The 15,334-nt window shown below is 71.2% G+C and carries 18 protein-coding genes; 9 read left to right on the top strand and 9 right to left on the bottom strand.

Annotated elements, in window-relative coordinates; genetic code table 11:
* Window positions 1-17: 17 nt before the first annotated feature.
* Together ACFYL6_RS23385 and mtfM are read right to left on the bottom strand one after the other, a co-directional pair.
* Window positions 18-608 (bottom strand): FABP family protein, encoded by a 591-nt coding sequence (locus ACFYL6_RS23385; protein ID WP_387174440.1) that lies wholly within the window; start codon window positions 606-608, stop codon window positions 18-20.
* A 2-nt stretch (window positions 609-610) separates the two neighbouring features.
* Window positions 611-715: a small membrane protein MtfM gene (mtfM, locus tag ACFYL6_RS23380; RefSeq protein WP_030327764.1), complete on the bottom strand. Its 105-nt coding sequence runs from the start codon at window positions 713-715 to the stop codon at window positions 611-613.
* Window positions 716-738: 23 nt separating this feature from the next.
* Between mtfM and ACFYL6_RS23375 the strand changes: the two genes are divergently transcribed.
* The 3 genes from ACFYL6_RS23375 to ACFYL6_RS23365 all read left to right on the top strand — a co-directional run bounded on the left by ACFYL6_RS23375 (window position 739) and on the right by ACFYL6_RS23365 (window position 3,611).
* Window positions 739-1,101: a DsrE family protein gene (locus ACFYL6_RS23375; RefSeq protein WP_387174179.1), complete on the top strand. Its 363-nt coding sequence runs from the start codon at window positions 739-741 to the stop codon at window positions 1,099-1,101.
* A 78-nt stretch (window positions 1,102-1,179) separates the two neighbouring features.
* A complete protein-coding gene (locus ACFYL6_RS23370) occupies window positions 1,180-1,560 on the top strand; it encodes an SCP2 sterol-binding domain-containing protein (protein ID WP_387174177.1) in 381 nt (126 codons plus the stop codon).
* Entirely contained in the window at window positions 1,557-3,611 is a 2,055-nt protein-coding gene (locus ACFYL6_RS23365; RefSeq protein ID WP_387174175.1) for a glycogen debranching N-terminal domain-containing protein, read from the top strand. Before ACFYL6_RS23370 ends, ACFYL6_RS23365 begins: the two co-directional genes overlap by 4 nt.
* A 19-nt stretch (window positions 3,612-3,630) precedes the next feature.
* Here ACFYL6_RS23365 and ACFYL6_RS23360 read toward each other — a convergent pair whose 3' ends face one another.
* The 7 genes from ACFYL6_RS23360 to ACFYL6_RS23330 all read right to left on the bottom strand — a co-directional run bounded on the left by ACFYL6_RS23360 (window position 3,631) and on the right by ACFYL6_RS23330 (window position 8,726).
* Entirely contained in the window at window positions 3,631-4,398 is a 768-nt protein-coding gene (locus ACFYL6_RS23360; RefSeq protein ID WP_387174438.1) for a hypothetical protein, read from the bottom strand.
* Between the two features lie 167 nt (window positions 4,399-4,565).
* Window positions 4,566-5,024, bottom strand: a complete 459-nt coding sequence (locus ACFYL6_RS23355) for a winged helix-turn-helix domain-containing protein (RefSeq protein WP_387174436.1) — start codon at window positions 5,022-5,024, stop codon at window positions 4,566-4,568.
* Between the two features lie 189 nt (window positions 5,025-5,213).
* On the bottom strand, window positions 5,214-5,534 hold the full coding sequence (locus tag ACFYL6_RS23350; RefSeq protein ID WP_112674100.1) for a DUF1416 domain-containing protein: 321 nt from the start codon (window positions 5,532-5,534) through the stop codon (window positions 5,214-5,216).
* 2 nt (window positions 5,535-5,536) lie between these two features.
* Window positions 5,537-6,385 (bottom strand): sulfurtransferase, encoded by an 849-nt coding sequence (locus tag ACFYL6_RS23345; RefSeq protein WP_238661998.1) that lies wholly within the window; start codon window positions 6,383-6,385, stop codon window positions 5,537-5,539.
* A 206-nt stretch (window positions 6,386-6,591) separates the two neighbouring features.
* Window positions 6,592-6,669 (bottom strand): Ms5788A family Cys-rich leader peptide, encoded by a 78-nt coding sequence (locus ACFYL6_RS23340; RefSeq protein ID WP_310503780.1) that lies wholly within the window; start codon window positions 6,667-6,669, stop codon window positions 6,592-6,594.
* Window positions 6,670-6,774: 105 nt separating this feature from the next.
* Complete coding sequence (locus tag ACFYL6_RS23335; protein WP_387174172.1) at window positions 6,775-7,563, bottom strand: DUF2993 domain-containing protein; 789 nt, start codon at window positions 7,561-7,563, stop codon at window positions 6,775-6,777.
* Between the two features lie 104 nt (window positions 7,564-7,667).
* Window positions 7,668-8,726, bottom strand: coding sequence for a hypothetical protein (locus ACFYL6_RS23330; RefSeq protein ID WP_387174170.1), 1,059 nt, complete (start codon window positions 8,724-8,726; stop codon window positions 7,668-7,670).
* Between the two features lie 241 nt (window positions 8,727-8,967).
* On the opposite strand from ACFYL6_RS23330, the gene ACFYL6_RS23325 reads away from it, so the two are divergent.
* The 6 genes from ACFYL6_RS23325 to pstA all read left to right on the top strand — a co-directional run bounded on the left by ACFYL6_RS23325 (window position 8,968) and on the right by pstA (window position 15,319).
* Window positions 8,968-9,687, top strand: coding sequence for a winged-helix domain-containing protein (locus tag ACFYL6_RS23325; protein WP_387174435.1), 720 nt, complete (start codon window positions 8,968-8,970; stop codon window positions 9,685-9,687).
* Between the two features lie 155 nt (window positions 9,688-9,842).
* A complete protein-coding gene (locus ACFYL6_RS23320; RefSeq protein ID WP_387174168.1) occupies window positions 9,843-10,721 on the top strand; it encodes a polysaccharide deacetylase family protein in 879 nt (292 codons plus the stop codon).
* A 58-nt stretch (window positions 10,722-10,779) separates the two neighbouring features.
* Window positions 10,780-11,706: a mycothiol synthase gene (mshD, locus tag ACFYL6_RS23315; RefSeq protein WP_387174166.1), complete on the top strand. Its 927-nt coding sequence runs from the start codon at window positions 10,780-10,782 to the stop codon at window positions 11,704-11,706.
* Window positions 11,707-11,997: 291 nt separating this feature from the next.
* Window positions 11,998-13,104, top strand: coding sequence for a phosphate ABC transporter substrate-binding protein PstS (gene pstS / locus ACFYL6_RS23310; RefSeq protein ID WP_238659677.1), 1,107 nt, complete (start codon window positions 11,998-12,000; stop codon window positions 13,102-13,104).
* 38 nt (window positions 13,105-13,142) lie between these two features.
* The gene (gene pstC, locus ACFYL6_RS23305) at window positions 13,143-14,234 is read left to right on the top strand and encodes a phosphate ABC transporter permease subunit PstC (protein ID WP_387174163.1); all 1,092 of its coding nucleotides are present in this window, start codon (window positions 13,143-13,145) and stop codon (window positions 14,232-14,234) included.
* Window positions 14,231-15,319, top strand: coding sequence for a phosphate ABC transporter permease PstA (gene pstA, locus ACFYL6_RS23300; protein WP_387174161.1), 1,089 nt, complete (start codon window positions 14,231-14,233; stop codon window positions 15,317-15,319). The genes pstC and pstA overlap by 4 nt, the downstream gene beginning before the upstream one ends.
* Window positions 15,320-15,334 lie beyond the last annotated feature (15 nt).

The raw sequence follows: 15,334 nt of genomic DNA, 5'->3' as shown, positions 1-15,334 counted from the left end.
GCCGCCGACGGTCGAGGTCAGCCGCCGACCCGGACGAGTCGGGCCGACAGGTGCGGGCTGAGCCCGTGCCCCATGGCGGCCATCTCCTGGGCGTAGAGCAGCGCACCCTCGACGATGCCGAAGAGCCGGTGCCCGCCGGTGACCTCCTTGGCGGTCGGAGTCCGGATCACCGCGTCGGTGGCGAACTCGATCTGCGTGCCGGTGCGCTTGCCCAGGTGCAGCTCCATCACCCCGGTCGGGGTGGTCAGCAGCGCCTCCAACTCGTCGGTCGCCCGCCCATCCACCAGCACCGGCCGCCACCAGCCGACCTCGCGACCGGCCGGACGGACCGGCTTGCTCTGCTCGTCGAGGATCCAGGCACGCGACTCGTAGTGCAGGAACGGTCGGCCGTCGTGGCTGATCCGGATCTCCTGCGCGTAGTCGAAATCCTCGATGGTGGGGAAGCCGCCCTTGCCCCGACCACGCCACAGACCGATGTACGGCAGCAGGGCGTCCAACGCGGGGTGCAGCTTCGGCCCGACCCGCAGGTCGTGACTCTCCTCGAACGGGTACTCCTCGACCGGCGGCGCGTTCAGCCACGGCGGCTGCAGCGGGTTCTCGCTCACCAGCGTCACCAACGTCCTCTCGAAATGCGTACGGCAAGGTAGACCAGGCCACCGGCGAGCCCGCCCAGGCCAGCGACCAGCAGGCTGACAAACCCGATCTCGGTAACCATCCCGGCCATCCTATGCTGGGCCCATGGCCCGCTCTCTCGTCGTCAAGGTCACCGCAGGGGCGGACGCCCCGGAGCGGTGCGCGCAGGCATTCACCGTCGCCGCGACGGCGGTCGCGGCCGGGGTGGACGTCTCGCTCTGGCTGACCGGTGAGTCGACCTGGTTCGCGCTGCCCGGTCGCGCCCAGCAGTTCGACCTGCCGCACTCCGCACCCCTGGCCGAGTTGTTGCACGTCATCCTCACCAGCGGCCGGGTGACCGCCTGCACGCAGTGCGCGGCTCGACGGGAGATCGGCCCGGACGACGTACTCCCCGGGGTCCGGATCGCCGGTGCCGCGGTTTTCGTCGAGGAGGCGTTGGCCGAGGGCGCGCAGGCACTCGTCTACTGACCGCACGAGGCGGTGGGTCGATCCGGGCGGAGTGCCGATACCGACCCGACATCTCGGACGGCTGCCTACGATTCGGATGTGACCGAGGCGGCGGAGAGATTCTTCGAAGCACTGCCGTCGCGCGCCCCCGACGTCCTGGGCGGCCTGGCCGACGGCACCCTCCAGATCGACCTCGGTGACGACCACCGGACCGAACACTGGCTGGTCCGGATGCGACCCGGGTTCGTTGAGGTCAGTCGTGGACGGGGCCCGGCCGACGCCATCTGGTACAGCAGCGCCGCCCTCTTCGACCGACTGATCACCGGCGAGGCCCAGGGGGTCGCGGCGGTGCTGCGCAACGAGAGCACGTTCAGCGGGAACGTGGTGCTCTTCCTGGCCTTCCGCCGGTTCTTTCCGAACCCGCCCGGCACCCGCGACCCCCGGGAAACGGCCCGTCGAGCAGCCGGGCGACTCAGGTGAAGGAACTCGTCAGCATTCTGGACGGCAACACCTTCCTGGTCAGCGACCGGCGCGGGGACATCGAACCGTCCTACGACTTCCCCACCGGGCTGTTCTCCTTCGACACCCGCTTCCTGTCCACCTGGGTGCTCACCCTGGACGGGAAACGGCTGCACGCCCTCTCCGTCGACGACGCCGAGTCGTACCGCACCAAGTTCTTCCTCGCCCCCGGCGAACCCACGCACTACCTGGACGCCAAGGCGTCGGTGATCCGCAGCCGGGCGATCGTGGGCAGCTTCGAGGAGGAGCTGACCGTGCTGAACCACCTCGGCGCGGAGGTCGAGTGCACCGTTCGGATCGAGATCGGGGCCGACTTCGCCGATCTGTTCGAGATCAAGAATTCTCGGCAGAAGCGGGGCCGGACCACCGTCACGGTCGCCGAGAACGAGCTGCGGCTGACCTACCGGCGGGAGGCGTTCCACCGGGAGATGGTGGTCAGCACCACCGCGCCGGCGCAGGTCGACGACACCGGGATGACCTTCCAGGTCCGGATAGCCAGCAACGGCTGGTGGGCTACCCGGCTGCACGTGTCCAGCGTCGTCTACGGAGCCCGTGGCGAGGACATCAGAGCCACCCTGCCGTACGGCGGCAGCCGCAGCGCGGACGCCATCCGCGCCGAGCAGCAGGAGCTGATCGACCGGGCGCCGAAGCTCGGCTGCGACTGCGAGCCGCTGGCCGGGGCGTACCGGCGCAGCCTCAACGACCTGGCCGCACTGCGCTACGAGTCGATCGCCCTGGGCGTGCGGCTGATCGCCGCGGGGCTTCCCTGGTTCATGACCCTGTTCGGCCGGGACAGCATCATCACCTCGTTGCAGGTGTTGCCGTTCCTGCCGGAGCTGGTCCCGCCGACGATCCTGATGCTGGCCGGACTACAGGGGCAGCGGGTCGACGACTTCCGGGACGAGGAACCCGGCAAGATCCTGCACGAGCTGCGGTACGGCGAGACCGCCGGCTTCGAGGAGCAGCCGCACTCGCCGTACTACGGGTCGGCCGACTCGACGCCCCTGTTCATCATCCTGATCGACGAGTACGAACGGTGGACCGGTGACACCGCACTCGTCCGCCGGCTGGAGCCACAGGTCCGCGCGGCGCTGGAGTGGATCGACACCTACGGTGACCTGCTCGGCACCGGTTACCTCTGGTACCAGACCCGCAATCCGGAGACCGGTCTGCAGAACCAGTGTTGGAAGGACTCCTGGGACGCCATCTCGTACGCCGACGGCAAACTGCCCGGCTTCCCCCGGGCCACCTGCGAGTTGCAGGGCTACGCGTACGACGCGAAGCTCCGAGCCGCCCGAATGGCCCGGACGTTCTGGAACGACCCGGATTTCGCCGACGAGCTGGAGCGGCAGGCCGCCGACCTCAAACGGCGGTTCGACCGCGACTTCTGGATCCCCGACCGCGAGTACTACGCGCTCGCGCTGGACGCCGACGGCCGGCAGGTGGACGCGCTGACCTCGAACATCGGGCACCTGCTGTGGAGCGGCATCGTGGACGAGTCACGCGCCGGCAAGGTGGTCGAGCACCTGCTCGGTCCACGCCTGTTCTCCGGCTGGGGGGTACGGACGCTCGCCGTGGACGAGGGACGGTACAACCCGATCGGCTACCACGTGGGCACGGTCTGGCCGTTCGACAACTCGATCATCGCCTGGGGGTTGTGGCGGTACGGCTTCCGGAAGGAGGCCGGGTTGCTCTGCGACACGATGCTGGCGGCGTCCCGGTACTTCGAGGGGCGGCTGCCGGAGGCGTTCGCCGGCTACGCCCGAGACCTCACCGACTACCCGGTGGAGTACCCGACCGCGTGCAGCCCGCAGGCCTGGTCGACCGGCACCCCACTGCTGCTGCTGCGGGTGATGCTCGGGTTGGAGCCGCAGGGCGAGCACCTGATCATCGACCCGGCCGTGCCACCGGGGATGGGCCGCGTCGAGCTGCTGGACATCCCCGGCCGGTGGGGCATGGTCGACGCGTTGGGCCGCAGCCGTGGCCCGGACGATGAGCCGGGCGACGGCTGACCCGAGCGGGTGGCCCGGCTCAGCCCGGGCAGCCGACGGTGGCGGCCAGTCGGGTGGCGTCCGGGCTGATCTCGGCCAGCACGGTGACCGCACCGCTGCGGTACGCGTACACCGGGGGTTGGTCCAGCAGTGGGGCGTTGCCGGCCAGCGGGGCGAGTGCGGCCGGCGAGGCCGCCGGGCCGGGACCGTTCGCGGACCAGGCGGTGCGGGCGAGCCCGCCGCCCGGGCAGGGCGCGGTGACCAGCTCCGGCGCGGCGTCAGCCGGCCGATCGAGCGCCCCGAGCGCGGCGCTCAGCGCGGCGGTCTCCGGGCCGGCAGCGGTGGCCGGAGCCGGCGTGTAGCCGGCGCCGACCGGCCGGCAACCGGTGTCGACGACCAGTCGCACCCGGCCGTCGACGGTCGGCCGCCCCTCGACGGCCACGAACTCTCCGGCGTCGGCGCGCAGCTCGGGGCCGTCCAACCCGGGCCCGACCCCGGCCCGCCAGGTCGCCGGCAGCCGCTCGGCGATGCCGGCCAGCACGGCCTGCTCGTCTCCGGTGGCCGCGAGCACCCCGACCTCGCGTCGCAGCCTCGCCCCGTCCTCGAACGGGGTGACCCGGCAGCCGGACGCGATCCGCGCCGGACCCAGCTCCAGCAGACCGGCCACACCGGCCGCGTGGGCCAACTCGCCGACCGCCCGGTCGACCACCGGGCCGGCCTGATCGAGGGAACGCTGTTCGCGCACGGTCGGCGGGTCGTCCCGCACCGACATCCAGGTGAGCCCGGCCAGCAACACGGCCCATGCCACGCTCACGGCCAGCAGCCAACGTCGCCGCGGCCGGGCCGGTGCCGGCGCGGCGGGTCCGGCCGAGGAGGCCCAACCCGTCTGCACAGCACCGCTCACCCGGCCATGGTGTCACGCGCCCGCCGCCGGTCCGGCGGCGGAGGCGGTCGGCGGGACGGGACGACGGCGGGTCAGTGGTCGTTCAGCCGGGCCGGCGGGTCGAGTCGGTAGCCGACCCCTCGCACGGTGTGCAGCTGCGGCCCGCCCGGCAGCCCCCGCAACCTGCGGCGCAGCCGTTTGATCGTGGACTGCAGAGCGGCGATGTCCGCGCCACCCAGCGCGGAGGCGCAGAGCTGTTCGTAGCTCCACACCACCAGCGGCGGGCCCATGAGCAGGGTGAGCAGTTCCCGTTCGGTGGGGGTCAGCGGGAGCGGGTCGCCGCGCCAGGTGATCCGGTGGCGGACCCGGTCGACCGCCAGCTCACCCCACTCCACCAGGCCCTGCGCCTCGGTGGGCGGAAGGGCTGTGGGATTGACCGACGCCGGGGCCGTCGGCGACGACAGCAGCTCACGCAGCTCGGTCAGGTCGGCGCAGGTGAGCACCGGGGCGAGCCCGCCGAGTTGGCCCAGCACCCGCTCCCGCATCGACATGTCGGTGCCCACACAGAGGACGATGGGAACCGCTTCGTCGGACCCGCCACCTTCATCCCTGAATTCCACCCGTAGATAGTGACGTATGCCGATGGATTTCGGCACCCGCCCCGGCGTGCGGCTGCGTGGCAACGACCGGGGCCAGCCACCCCGGGAGGGTGACCGGCCCCTGTCGATCAGAGCAGTGGGTCAGGCGACGGTGACGGCAACCTCGTTGACACCCCGGCCGGCGGTGACCGCGGTGTCGCCGTTGCCGTGCCGGGACAACGCCCGCAGTGTCCAGGAACCCGGCGCGGCGAAGAACCGGAACTGCCCGGCGGCCGAGGTGACCACCTCGGCGGTGAACTCACCTGTCGAGTCGAGCAGCCGGACGTACGCGCCCGGCACCGGCTCGGCCTCGGAGGAACGGACGATGCCGGTGATGACGGTTTCCTTTTCCAGGTCCAGGCTGGCCGGCAGCGGCGCGGCCTGGTCCGGTGCGGCGCAACCCGCGGCGGTGGGGAGAGTCATGATCAGGCCTCCCCGGGTTCGTCGCCGAGTGCGACCGGCACACCGACCAGCGAGCCGTACTCGGTCCAGGAACCGTCGTAGTTCTTGACGTTGCGGTGACCCAGCAGCTCCTGGAGCACGAACCAGGTGTGCGACGAGCGCTCACCGATCCGGCAGTACGCGATGGTCTCCTTGCCGTCGTCGAGCCCCGCGTCACCGTAGATCTTGCGCAGCTCGTCGTCGGACCGGAAGGTGCCGTCCTCGTTGGCCGCCTTGGACCACGGCACGCTGATCGCGGTGGGGATGTGCCCGGCCCGCTGTGCCTGCTCCTGCGGCAGGTGGGCGGGGGCGAGCAGGCGACCGGCGAACTCGTCGGGGCTGCGCACGTCGACCAGGTTCTTCGTGCCGATCGCGGCGACGACCTCGTCGCGGAAGGCCCGGATGGAGGTGTCCGGCTCCTGCGCGACGTACTGGGTCGCCGGGCGGGACACCGCGTCGGTGACGAGCGGGCGGGCGTCCAGCTCCCACTTCTTGCGGCCGCCGTCGAGCAGCTTCACGTCACGGTGCCCGTAGAGCTTGAAGTACCAGTAGGCGTAGGCGGCGAACCAGTTGTTGTTGCCGCCGTACAGGATGACGGTGTCGTCGTTGCTGATGCCCCGCTCGGAGAGCAGCGCCTCGAACTGCGTCTTGTTGACGAAGTCCCGGCGGACCTGGTCCTGCAGGTCGGTCTTCCAGTCAATCTTGATGGCGCCGGCGATGTGGCCGGTGTCGTAGGCCGAGGTGTCCTCGTCGACCTCGACGAAGACGACGCCCGGGGCGTCGAGGTTCTTCTCGGCCCACTCGGCCGAAACGAGTGCGGTGTCGCGACTCATCGAATCACTCCCTGGTGAGGATGGATGGTGAGCCAACGCGCGCGAATCGATGGTTGTATCAGTCGCACCACGCGCGGGACCCAGCGGAAGGACGGGATCACGGGTTCGTGCGACGGCGCCGCTGCCGGGCGTTCGGTGGGATAACCGGAGGGTGCGAGAACCCCGTGCCGGTGGCCGCCGTCAGGCGGCCGGAGACAGCCCCGCCGTCAGATGACGGGGCGACACAGGCAGGTGGCCACGCGGCACAGGTCGACCGCGCGCCGTTTGGTGAGGTGGGTCCCCATGGCCAGGAACCATACCAGCCAGTGACCGTGCTGCCACTCAGCCGACCACCATCCGGGAATCGCCGGGGCCGCCGAGGATTTCGGCGTCCCACCGCGCCTCCGGCGTCAGCCAGCGGAGTTGATCGGCACGTTCTTGGCGTCGGCGGTGACCGCCAGCCCTTCCGGCAGTGGACGGACCTCTCGGACCGCCAGCTGGAACGGCAGGTCCGGGAGGGGAACGTCGATGGAGATGCTCTTGGCGTAGTTGCTCAGGAAGGCACGGGCCAGCGGCAGGTTCGGCAGACCCGCGGCGTCCAGGTCGTTGAAGCGCAGGGCGACCGCGCCGTTGTCGGCGACGGTGACGTCGGCGGTGCCGCTGATGGTGAGCTTCTGACCGAGGATGTCGGCCGGAGCCTTGACGGTGAGCTTGCCGTTCTGCTCGCCGAGGGTGAGGCCCGGGCGGTTCAGCAGCGCGGCCAGACTCTCGTAGCTGATCGTGCCGGCGCCGTTGACGGTGTCCGCCACGACGTCACCCTGGCCGGTGCGCAGGGTGTCCAGCGAGGCCCGCACGTTGCGCGCGGTCACATCGAGCACCGGCAGCCGGACGGCGTCGCCCTCGACCGAGGCCTGTACGTCCCGCAGGTTGATGGTGATGCGCTGGTAACGGCCGTCCAGCACCTGGGTGAGGAACGGAGTTCCGCCCACCTCCACCTCAGGGGCGGCGGACTGCGCGCCCTGCTTGGTGATCTCCTGACGCACGCGGTCGGCGATCATCCGCTCGGCGACCCCGACCGCCACCCGGTCGGCGACCACCAGCAACCCCGCCAGCAGCAGGAGCAGAACGAAGAGCCCGATGAGCACCTTGCGGCCACGCCGTCGGGGTCGCGCCTCGTCCACCGGATAGTCCTGCGCCACGCCGCCTCCTGTCTCCGCCCGTCGCGCCGCGACGGGTCGCTCGTACTGACGCCGCAGGGCGGCGCACCCGTAGGTACCCGACCGGCTCCGCGCTCAACCGTGACTCAGAGGAAGAGCATGCACATGGCGTACGCGGCTGGCGCCGCCAGGGCGAAGCCGCCGAGCGGACCCTGCATGTGCCGGGCCACCCACATCGTGGGCGGTTCACCGGCCATCAGCCGGCCCGCCTCCGCGTACCCCACGGCGAGGTCGGAGAGGACGGCGGTGACCGCCGCGACCAGACCGATCACGGCGGCCCGGGTCGGCGTGAAGGGAGCCACCAGATAGCTGCCGAGGAGGGCGCTGGTCAACGTGCCGACCATCGCGCCGGCCACCACGCCAGCGGCACCCCGGGGCACCTGCGGGGCGAGCCGGGGCCAGGGCAGCACGGCGTCGGTGAGCCGGGCGACGGTGAGCGCGACACCGCTCGCGGTCAGGCAGACGGTGATCGCCTGCGTGCCGGCCGGGATCCGGCTGAGCACGATCAGGGTGGCGAAGGCCACCACCCCGACCACGATGAGCAGCGTGGCCCCGAGGGAGTCGGTGACCCGCACCCGGTCGACCCGCCGCACCAGCTGGCCGAGCACCGCGGCGAGGAGACCGCCAGCGGCCAGGTAGCCCAGCGGCGCCAGGCCGGCAACGTCGGTCTGCACCGCGGCGATGTCGGCGAGCGCCGCGACCGCGGCGCTGATCCCGGCTACCACCAGCAGCGCGGGCGGGCGCATGGCCATCGTCCAGGCGAGCACGAACAGCAGTTGGACGCCGAAGATGATGAAGGCGAACGGCAGCCGGTGACCGGGGCCCGACGTCTGCGCGCCGAGCACCAGGCCGACACCGAGCAGCGCGGCGAAGCCGGCGATGGTCAGCGCCAGCTGGCGGTGCACCTCGACCGGGGGTATGACCTCCTCTTCCGGCTCGTCGATCTCGTCCTCGGATCGGCGGGCCGGCTCGCCGGCACGGCGGGCACGGCGCGGCCCACCCCGTTCGCGGTGATCGCCATCGGTGGTGGCCGGACCGGTACGCGGCGCGGGCGGCTGGCCGCGCGTCGGTGCGGCGGCCGGGCCCGGTTGGGGCCCAGCGGGCCACGATTCGCGGCCGGCCTCGGGCGAGGTGGAGGGAAACACGACCCGATCGTGCCAGACCGACCGGCCGACGCGGTGGTCACGGGTTTCAGCGACGTTAAAATCCGTGCCACGATCAGGGGCAAGATAGACAAACGGGAAATGGCCTGACGGCGCGGCCGAGGCGATCGGTTACGCTCAACGCGTTACCCGCCCGTCAGCGACGCCGGGACCACGCAATTTCTCAGCGCACTCCTTCATGGGTGCGACTGGTCGCGTGCGGCCTCGCGCCGCCGGGACGGAGGTGATCGTGGAGATCCTGCTGCTGGTGACCGCACGCGCAGGAGAACCGTCGGCTGTGCTGCCGGCACTCGACCTGCTGCCGCACTCGGTCCGCACCGCGCCGCGTGACGTTCGCACCCTGGTCGCGGGCCCCAGCCCGGACGCCGTCATGGTGGACGCCCGATCGGAGTTGAGCGAGGCCCGGGCGACCTGTCGGATGTTGCACGCCACCGGGCTCGGCGTGCCGCTGGTCGCGGTGGTGACCGAGGCCGGTCTGATCGCGCTCAACGCCGACTGGGGCGTCGACGACGTCATCCTCGCCTCGGCCGGCCCCGCCGAGGTCGAGGCACGGCTGCGGCTTGCGGTCGGCCGGCTCAGCAACGCGACCGCTGGCGCGGGTGGCTCGATCCGGGCCGGCGAGCTGACCATCGACCCGGACACTTACGCGGCCAAGCTCAAGGGCCGTCCGCTCGACCTCACCTACAAGGAGTTCGAGCTGTTGAAGTTCCTGGCCCAACACCCGGGCCGGGTGTTCACCCGGGACCAGCTCCTGCGCGAGGTCTGGGGCTACGACTACTTCGGCGGCACCCGCACCGTGGACGTGCACGTCCGGCGACTGCGCGCCAAGCTCGGCTCGGAGTACGAGTCGATGATCGGCACCGTCCGCCAGGTCGGCTACAAGTTCGTCGTCCCGCCGTCGCGGTCGCTTCCCGAGACGGAGCACGCGCCCCTGCCGGTCTGACCTGCGGACCAGGTCCGGCCGATTTCCCATATGCCCTTTTTGCGCAGCTTGGCGGTTCTATTCTGACTGCCGGGTTTGTCGGAGAAAGGGGCGACGGTGCGCGTACTGACCACGGGGGCGACGGGCCGGCGTGACCGGCGAGCCGGGCGGAAGTCGTGACGCGGGGCAGCTCCACCGCGCGGGCCGCGGGGATCGTGACGCTGGTGGTGGTGGGGCTGCTCGGCTCCGCGTACGTGCTGGGCCGCAGCCTCGTCCCCGACCAGACGCCTCGGCACTCCACAGGTGTCACCACGAACGCCGACGGGCCGCACTACGCCGACCAACCCAGCGTTGGTGAGCCGGGCGGAGCCCCGAGCGCCAGCGCCAGCCCGACCCAGACCGGCCCGGCCGAAGCCGGCCAGGACGGGTCCGGACAGGACGCCGGCGGCGACAACCTGTTCGGCGCGCACTCCACCACCGGCACCCCGCGGCTCGCGTTGACCTTCGACGACGGGCCGGACCCGCGCTACACCCCGCAGGTCCTCGCCCTCCTGCACGAATACGACGTACGCGCCACGTTCTGCGTGGTCGGCGAGAACGCGCAGAACCACCCCGAACTGGTCCAGTCGATCGTGGACGCCGGGCACACCCTGTGCAACCACTCCTGGCACCACGACGTCGGCCTGGGCGCCCGGTCGGCCGACGCCATCCGCGCCGACCTCCTGCGCACCAACGCGGCGATCCGGGCGGCGGTGCCGAACGCCCCGATCGTCTGGTACCGACAGCCCGGCGGGGCCTGGACGTACCCGGTGGTGTCGGTGGCGCGGCAACTCGGCATGACCCCGCTGCACTGGTCGGTGGATCCGTCGGACTGGGAGCTGCCCGGCGCCAGCAAGATCACCGCGACGGTGCTGAGCCAGGCCCAACCGGGCTCGGTGGTGCTGCTGCACGACGCCGGTGGGGACCGAGAGGGCACGGTGGAGGCGCTGCGCCGGATCCTGCCGGACCTGACCGCCCGGTTCGAGCTGGAGGCACTCCCCGCCGAACCGACGTGAGCCTCGGCTTTACAGCGACGGTCCGGGCGCCACGACACGCAACGGATACGGTGGCGGAATGAGCAGCGCGGAGCCGACCAGCGACCAGGTGACCCGGAGCGACCGACTGGCGCCGGCGGAGATCGCCGAGGTGCTGGCCCTTGCCAGCACCTCGGGTGACACGGACGGAGCGGACCCGCTCGACGAACACGTCCTGCTTCGGCTGCGCGACCCCGAGGCCCCCGCCGTGCACCTGATCGCTCGCGCCGACGACGGCACCCTCACCGGGTACGCGCACCTGGACACCACGGACCCGGTCGGCGGAATCGGGGTCGAACTGGTGGTGCACCCCGCCTACCGGCGACGGGGCACCGGGCGGGCGCTCGCCCGGGGCGTACTCGCCTCGGCCACCGGGCCGCTGCGGGCCTGGGCGCACGGCGACCACCCGTCGGCCGCCGCGCTCGCCGTCGACCTCGGCTTCACCCGCGCCCGGGTGCTCTGGCAGTTGCGCCGGCCGTTGGCCGCGCCGCTGGGTGAGCCCCGCCTGCCCGACGGGGTGGCGCTGCGCGCGTTCCGCCCCGGGGCGGACGACACGGCCTGGCTGGCCCTCAACGCGCGGGCCTTTGCCGAGCACCCCGAGCAGGGCCGGTGGACGTCGGACGACCTGCGGGTCCGCCTCGCCGAGCCGTGGTTCGACCCCGAGGGCTTCCTGCTCGCCGAGGAGACCGCGACGGGTCGGCTGCTCGGTTTCCACTGGACAAAGGTGCACGAGCGGCCGGGGTCGGCCCGGATCGGCGAGGTGTACGTCCTGGGGGTGGAGCCGACCGCGCACGGCGGCGGGCTCGGCCGGGCCCTGACCACCGCCGGGCTGGCCCACCTGCGAGACAAGCGCGGCCTGGACCGGGTGATGCTCTACGTGGACGACTCGAACACCGGGGCCGTCGCGCTCTACGAGCGGTTGGGCTTCGCCCGCTGGTCCGCGCACATCAACTACCACCTCGGCTGACCCTCGGCCGTCGCCTCGACCGGGTCACCGGTGGGTAACGGCAGGGCATCGGCGGGATAACGCCGAACCGGAAATATACGCATACTTCCGACAGGTGTACCCGGGTTCACTTAACGGACAACTCACCCTCAGCAAGCGGTCACCTCGGGGGCCGTACGTGTTCACCTTGCGTTCACTTGCGACCGGCGAACCGGCTACCTGGCACTTCTAACTTTCGTGTCAGCCGGTCAGTGCCGGTCCTCGGGCCCCGGGATCGGGGCGCCAAGTCAGACGCGAAGGGAAACCCCTCAGGTGAAGCTCCAGCGGTACGGCACTATTGCCTGCCTCGCTCTTGCCGCGACGCTCGGCCTCAGTGCATGCGGCTCGGACAACAACGAGCCCGCCTCCGGCGCGAGTGCTTCGGGCTCGGCCGCCGCGGTCGACTGCGCTACCGGCACGCTGAACGCCCAGGGCTCGTCGGCACAGAAGAACGCCATGGCCGAGTGGATCAAGGCGTACCAGCAGAAGTGCCAGGGCACCACGATCAACTACGAGGCTTCCGGCTCGGGCGCCGGCATCCAGGCGTTCATCGCCGGGACCGCCGACTTCGCCGGTTCCGACTCCGCGCTCAAGCCGGAGGAGCAGCCGCAGGCGGACGCCAAGTGCGTCGGTGGCAAGGCCATCCACCTGCCGATGGTGATCGGCCCGGTGGCCGTCGCCTACAACGTCAGCGGCGTGGACAACCTCCAGCTCAAGCCGGCCACCCTGGCGAAGATCTTCGCCGGCAAGGTCACCAAGTGGGACGACGCCACGATCAAGGCCGACAACCCGGACGCCAAGCTCCCGGCGACCACGATCCAGACCGTCCACCGTTCGGACGAGTCGGGCACCACCGACAACTTCACCAAGTACCTCTCGAAGACCGCCGAGACCGACTGGACCCTGGGCAACGCCAAGGCCTGGAAGGCCCCGGGCGGCACCGGCGCCAAGGGCTCGGACGGCGTGGCCAGCCGGGTCAAGGGCGCGGACGGCTCCATCGGCTACATGGAGTGGTCGTTCGCCGAGAACGCCGGTCTGAAGATGTCGAAGATCGGCAACGGTAACGGCGAGTTCGCCGCGCTGACCGCCGAGGCGGCCGGCAAGACCATCGCCGGTGCTGCCGTCGAGGGTCAGGGCGACGACCTCAAGCTGAAGATCGACTACAACACCAAGGAGGCCGGGGCCTACCCGATCGTCCTGGCGACGTACGAAATCGTCTGCAGCAAGGGCCTCGCCGCCGACAAGCTGAAGCTGGTCAAGGGCCTGCTGGGCCACGCCGCCAGCGCCGAGGGCCAGGCCTCTCTCACCGAGCTGGGCTACGCCCCGCTGCCGGAGACGGTCCGCACCAAGGTCGAGACCGCGGTCAAGAACCTCTCCTGACCCGATTCCACACCTCCGCAACCGAATCGAGCGAGCAGATGGGTGAAACCCCTCACCGCTCGGCCGACGCCGGCACCGGCGGGACGCGCGTGACCCAGAGTCACGAGTGGCCCGCCGGTGCCTCGGCGCGTGTGGCCGAGGCACCAGTCAGCACCCGTTCCCCGGGCGGCACCGGGCTGGGCGGCGGCGGCGCGCTGCCGCGCAGCCGTAGGTTCGGCGCCGAGCGGGCCTTCCGCGGTCTCACACTGGCCGCCGGCACCGCCGTTCTGGTCATCATCGCCGCCATCGCGATCTTCCTGGTCGCCAAGGCGGTGCCGGCCCTATGCGCCAACACCGAGAACTTCTGGTCCTACGAGGGCTGGTCCCCCAACGACACCCAGCCGAAGTTCGGCATCGGCGCGCTCGCCTTCGGCACCGTGCTCAGCTCGGCGCTCGCGCTGCTCATCGCGGTGCCGGTGGCGCTCGGCATCGCGCTCTACCTGTCGCACTACGCGCCGCGCCGGCTGGGCACCGCGCTCGGCTTCCTGGTCGACCTGCTGGCCGCCGTACCGAGCGTGGTCTTCGGCCTCTGGGGGCGGGACGTCTTCAGCAGCCCGGTCCGGGACTTCTCCGTGTGGCTCAACCAGCACTTCGGCTGGATCCCGCTGTTCGGTGGCGACGGTCCCTTCGGGGCGTCCGTCATGCTGGGTGCCCTGGTGCTCGCGATCATGGTGCTGCCGATCATCACCTCGCTCTCCCGCGAGGTCTTCCTCCAGACTCCCACCGCGAACGAGGAGGCAGCCCTCGCCCTGGGCGCCACCCGCTGGGAGATGCTCCGCACCGCGGTACTCCCCTACGGCCGTCCCGGCATCATCGCCGCGATGATGCTCGGCCTCGGCCGGGCACTCGGCGAGACCATCGCCCTGGCGCTGACCCTCGGCATCACCTTCGGCATCTCGTTCAACCTGATCCAGAACGGCGGCAACACCATCGCCGCCAACATCGCCAACGCGTTCGGCGAGGCGAACGAGACCGGCCGGGGCGCGCTCATCGCCTCCGGTCTGGTGCTGTTCACCATCACGCTGATCGTCAACATCACGGCGCGGGCGATCATCTACCGCCGCCGGGAGTTCACGGAGTCGGCCGCATGACCACAACCGTCACCTCCCACCGCACCCGGCCGCCGGCCCAGCCCGACTCACTGCGGGCCAAGCGGCTGCCCTGGTACGCCGCCCCGGCCATCGCCGTGGCAGCCCTGGCGCTCTCCGCCGTGGTCGTCTACGGCACCGGCATCGGCGGCCCGGTCCTCGTGGTCGTCCTCGGCGCGATCCTCTACCTGGTCGGGCTCTTCGCCGCGGCCAACGCGGTCGAGGGGCGCCGATCGGCCCGCAACCGCACCTGGAGCGCACTGATCCACTCCGCCTTCGTGCTGGCGGTGCTGCCGCTCGTGTCGGTGGTCTGGACGCTTGTCAGCAAGGGCACCGACCGGCTGGACGTCAACTTCTTCCAGACCTCGATGAACAACATCGGGGCCCGGGACGCCAACGGCGGCGCGTACCACGCGATCGTCGGCACGCTGGAGCAGGTCGGCATCGCCACCCTGATCACCGTCCCGCTCGGCGTCCTCTGCGCGATCTACATCGTCGAGTACGGGCGGGGCAAGTTCGCCTTCGCGATCCGGTTCTTCGTGGACGTGATGACCGGCATCCCGTCGATCGTCTCCGGCCTCTTCGTGCTGGCGTTCTGGGTGCTGATCGTGTCGCCGTGGTTCAACGACGGTCGGCCCAGCTTCTCCGGCTTCGCCGCCGCGCTCGCGCTGAGCGTGCTCATGCTGCCCACCATCGTCCGGTCCACCGAGGAGATGCTCCGCCTCGTACCGGCGCCACTGCGCGAGGGCGCGTACGCGCTCGGCGTACCCAAGTGGAAGACCATCCTGCGGGTGGTGCTGCCGACGGCGCTGCCCGGCATCGTCACCGGCGTCATGCTCGCCATCGCCCGCGCGGCCGGCGAGACCGCGCCGGTGCTGCTGGTCGCCGGCGGTGGCGCCGCGATCAACACCAACCCGTTCGAGAACAACCAGTCGTCGCTGTCCCTCTTCGTCTACCAGCAGGCCGGTGACGCGTCGAAGTACGCACCGGCACGGGCGTGGACCGCGGCACTCACCCTGGTCGCCCTCGTGCTCATCCTGACGATCGCGGCGAAGCTGCTGGCCCGTCGCAACAGGCTCAGCCGATGAACCCCGGAGGTACCA

It is taken from the genome of Micromonospora sp. NPDC007208, assembly GCF_042869175.1.
Classification (GTDB): domain Bacteria; phylum Actinomycetota; class Actinomycetes; order Mycobacteriales; family Micromonosporaceae; genus Micromonospora; species Micromonospora foliorum.
Note: the sequence above shows the minus strand (reverse complement) of the source record. Positions and strands in the feature narration are given on the sequence as shown.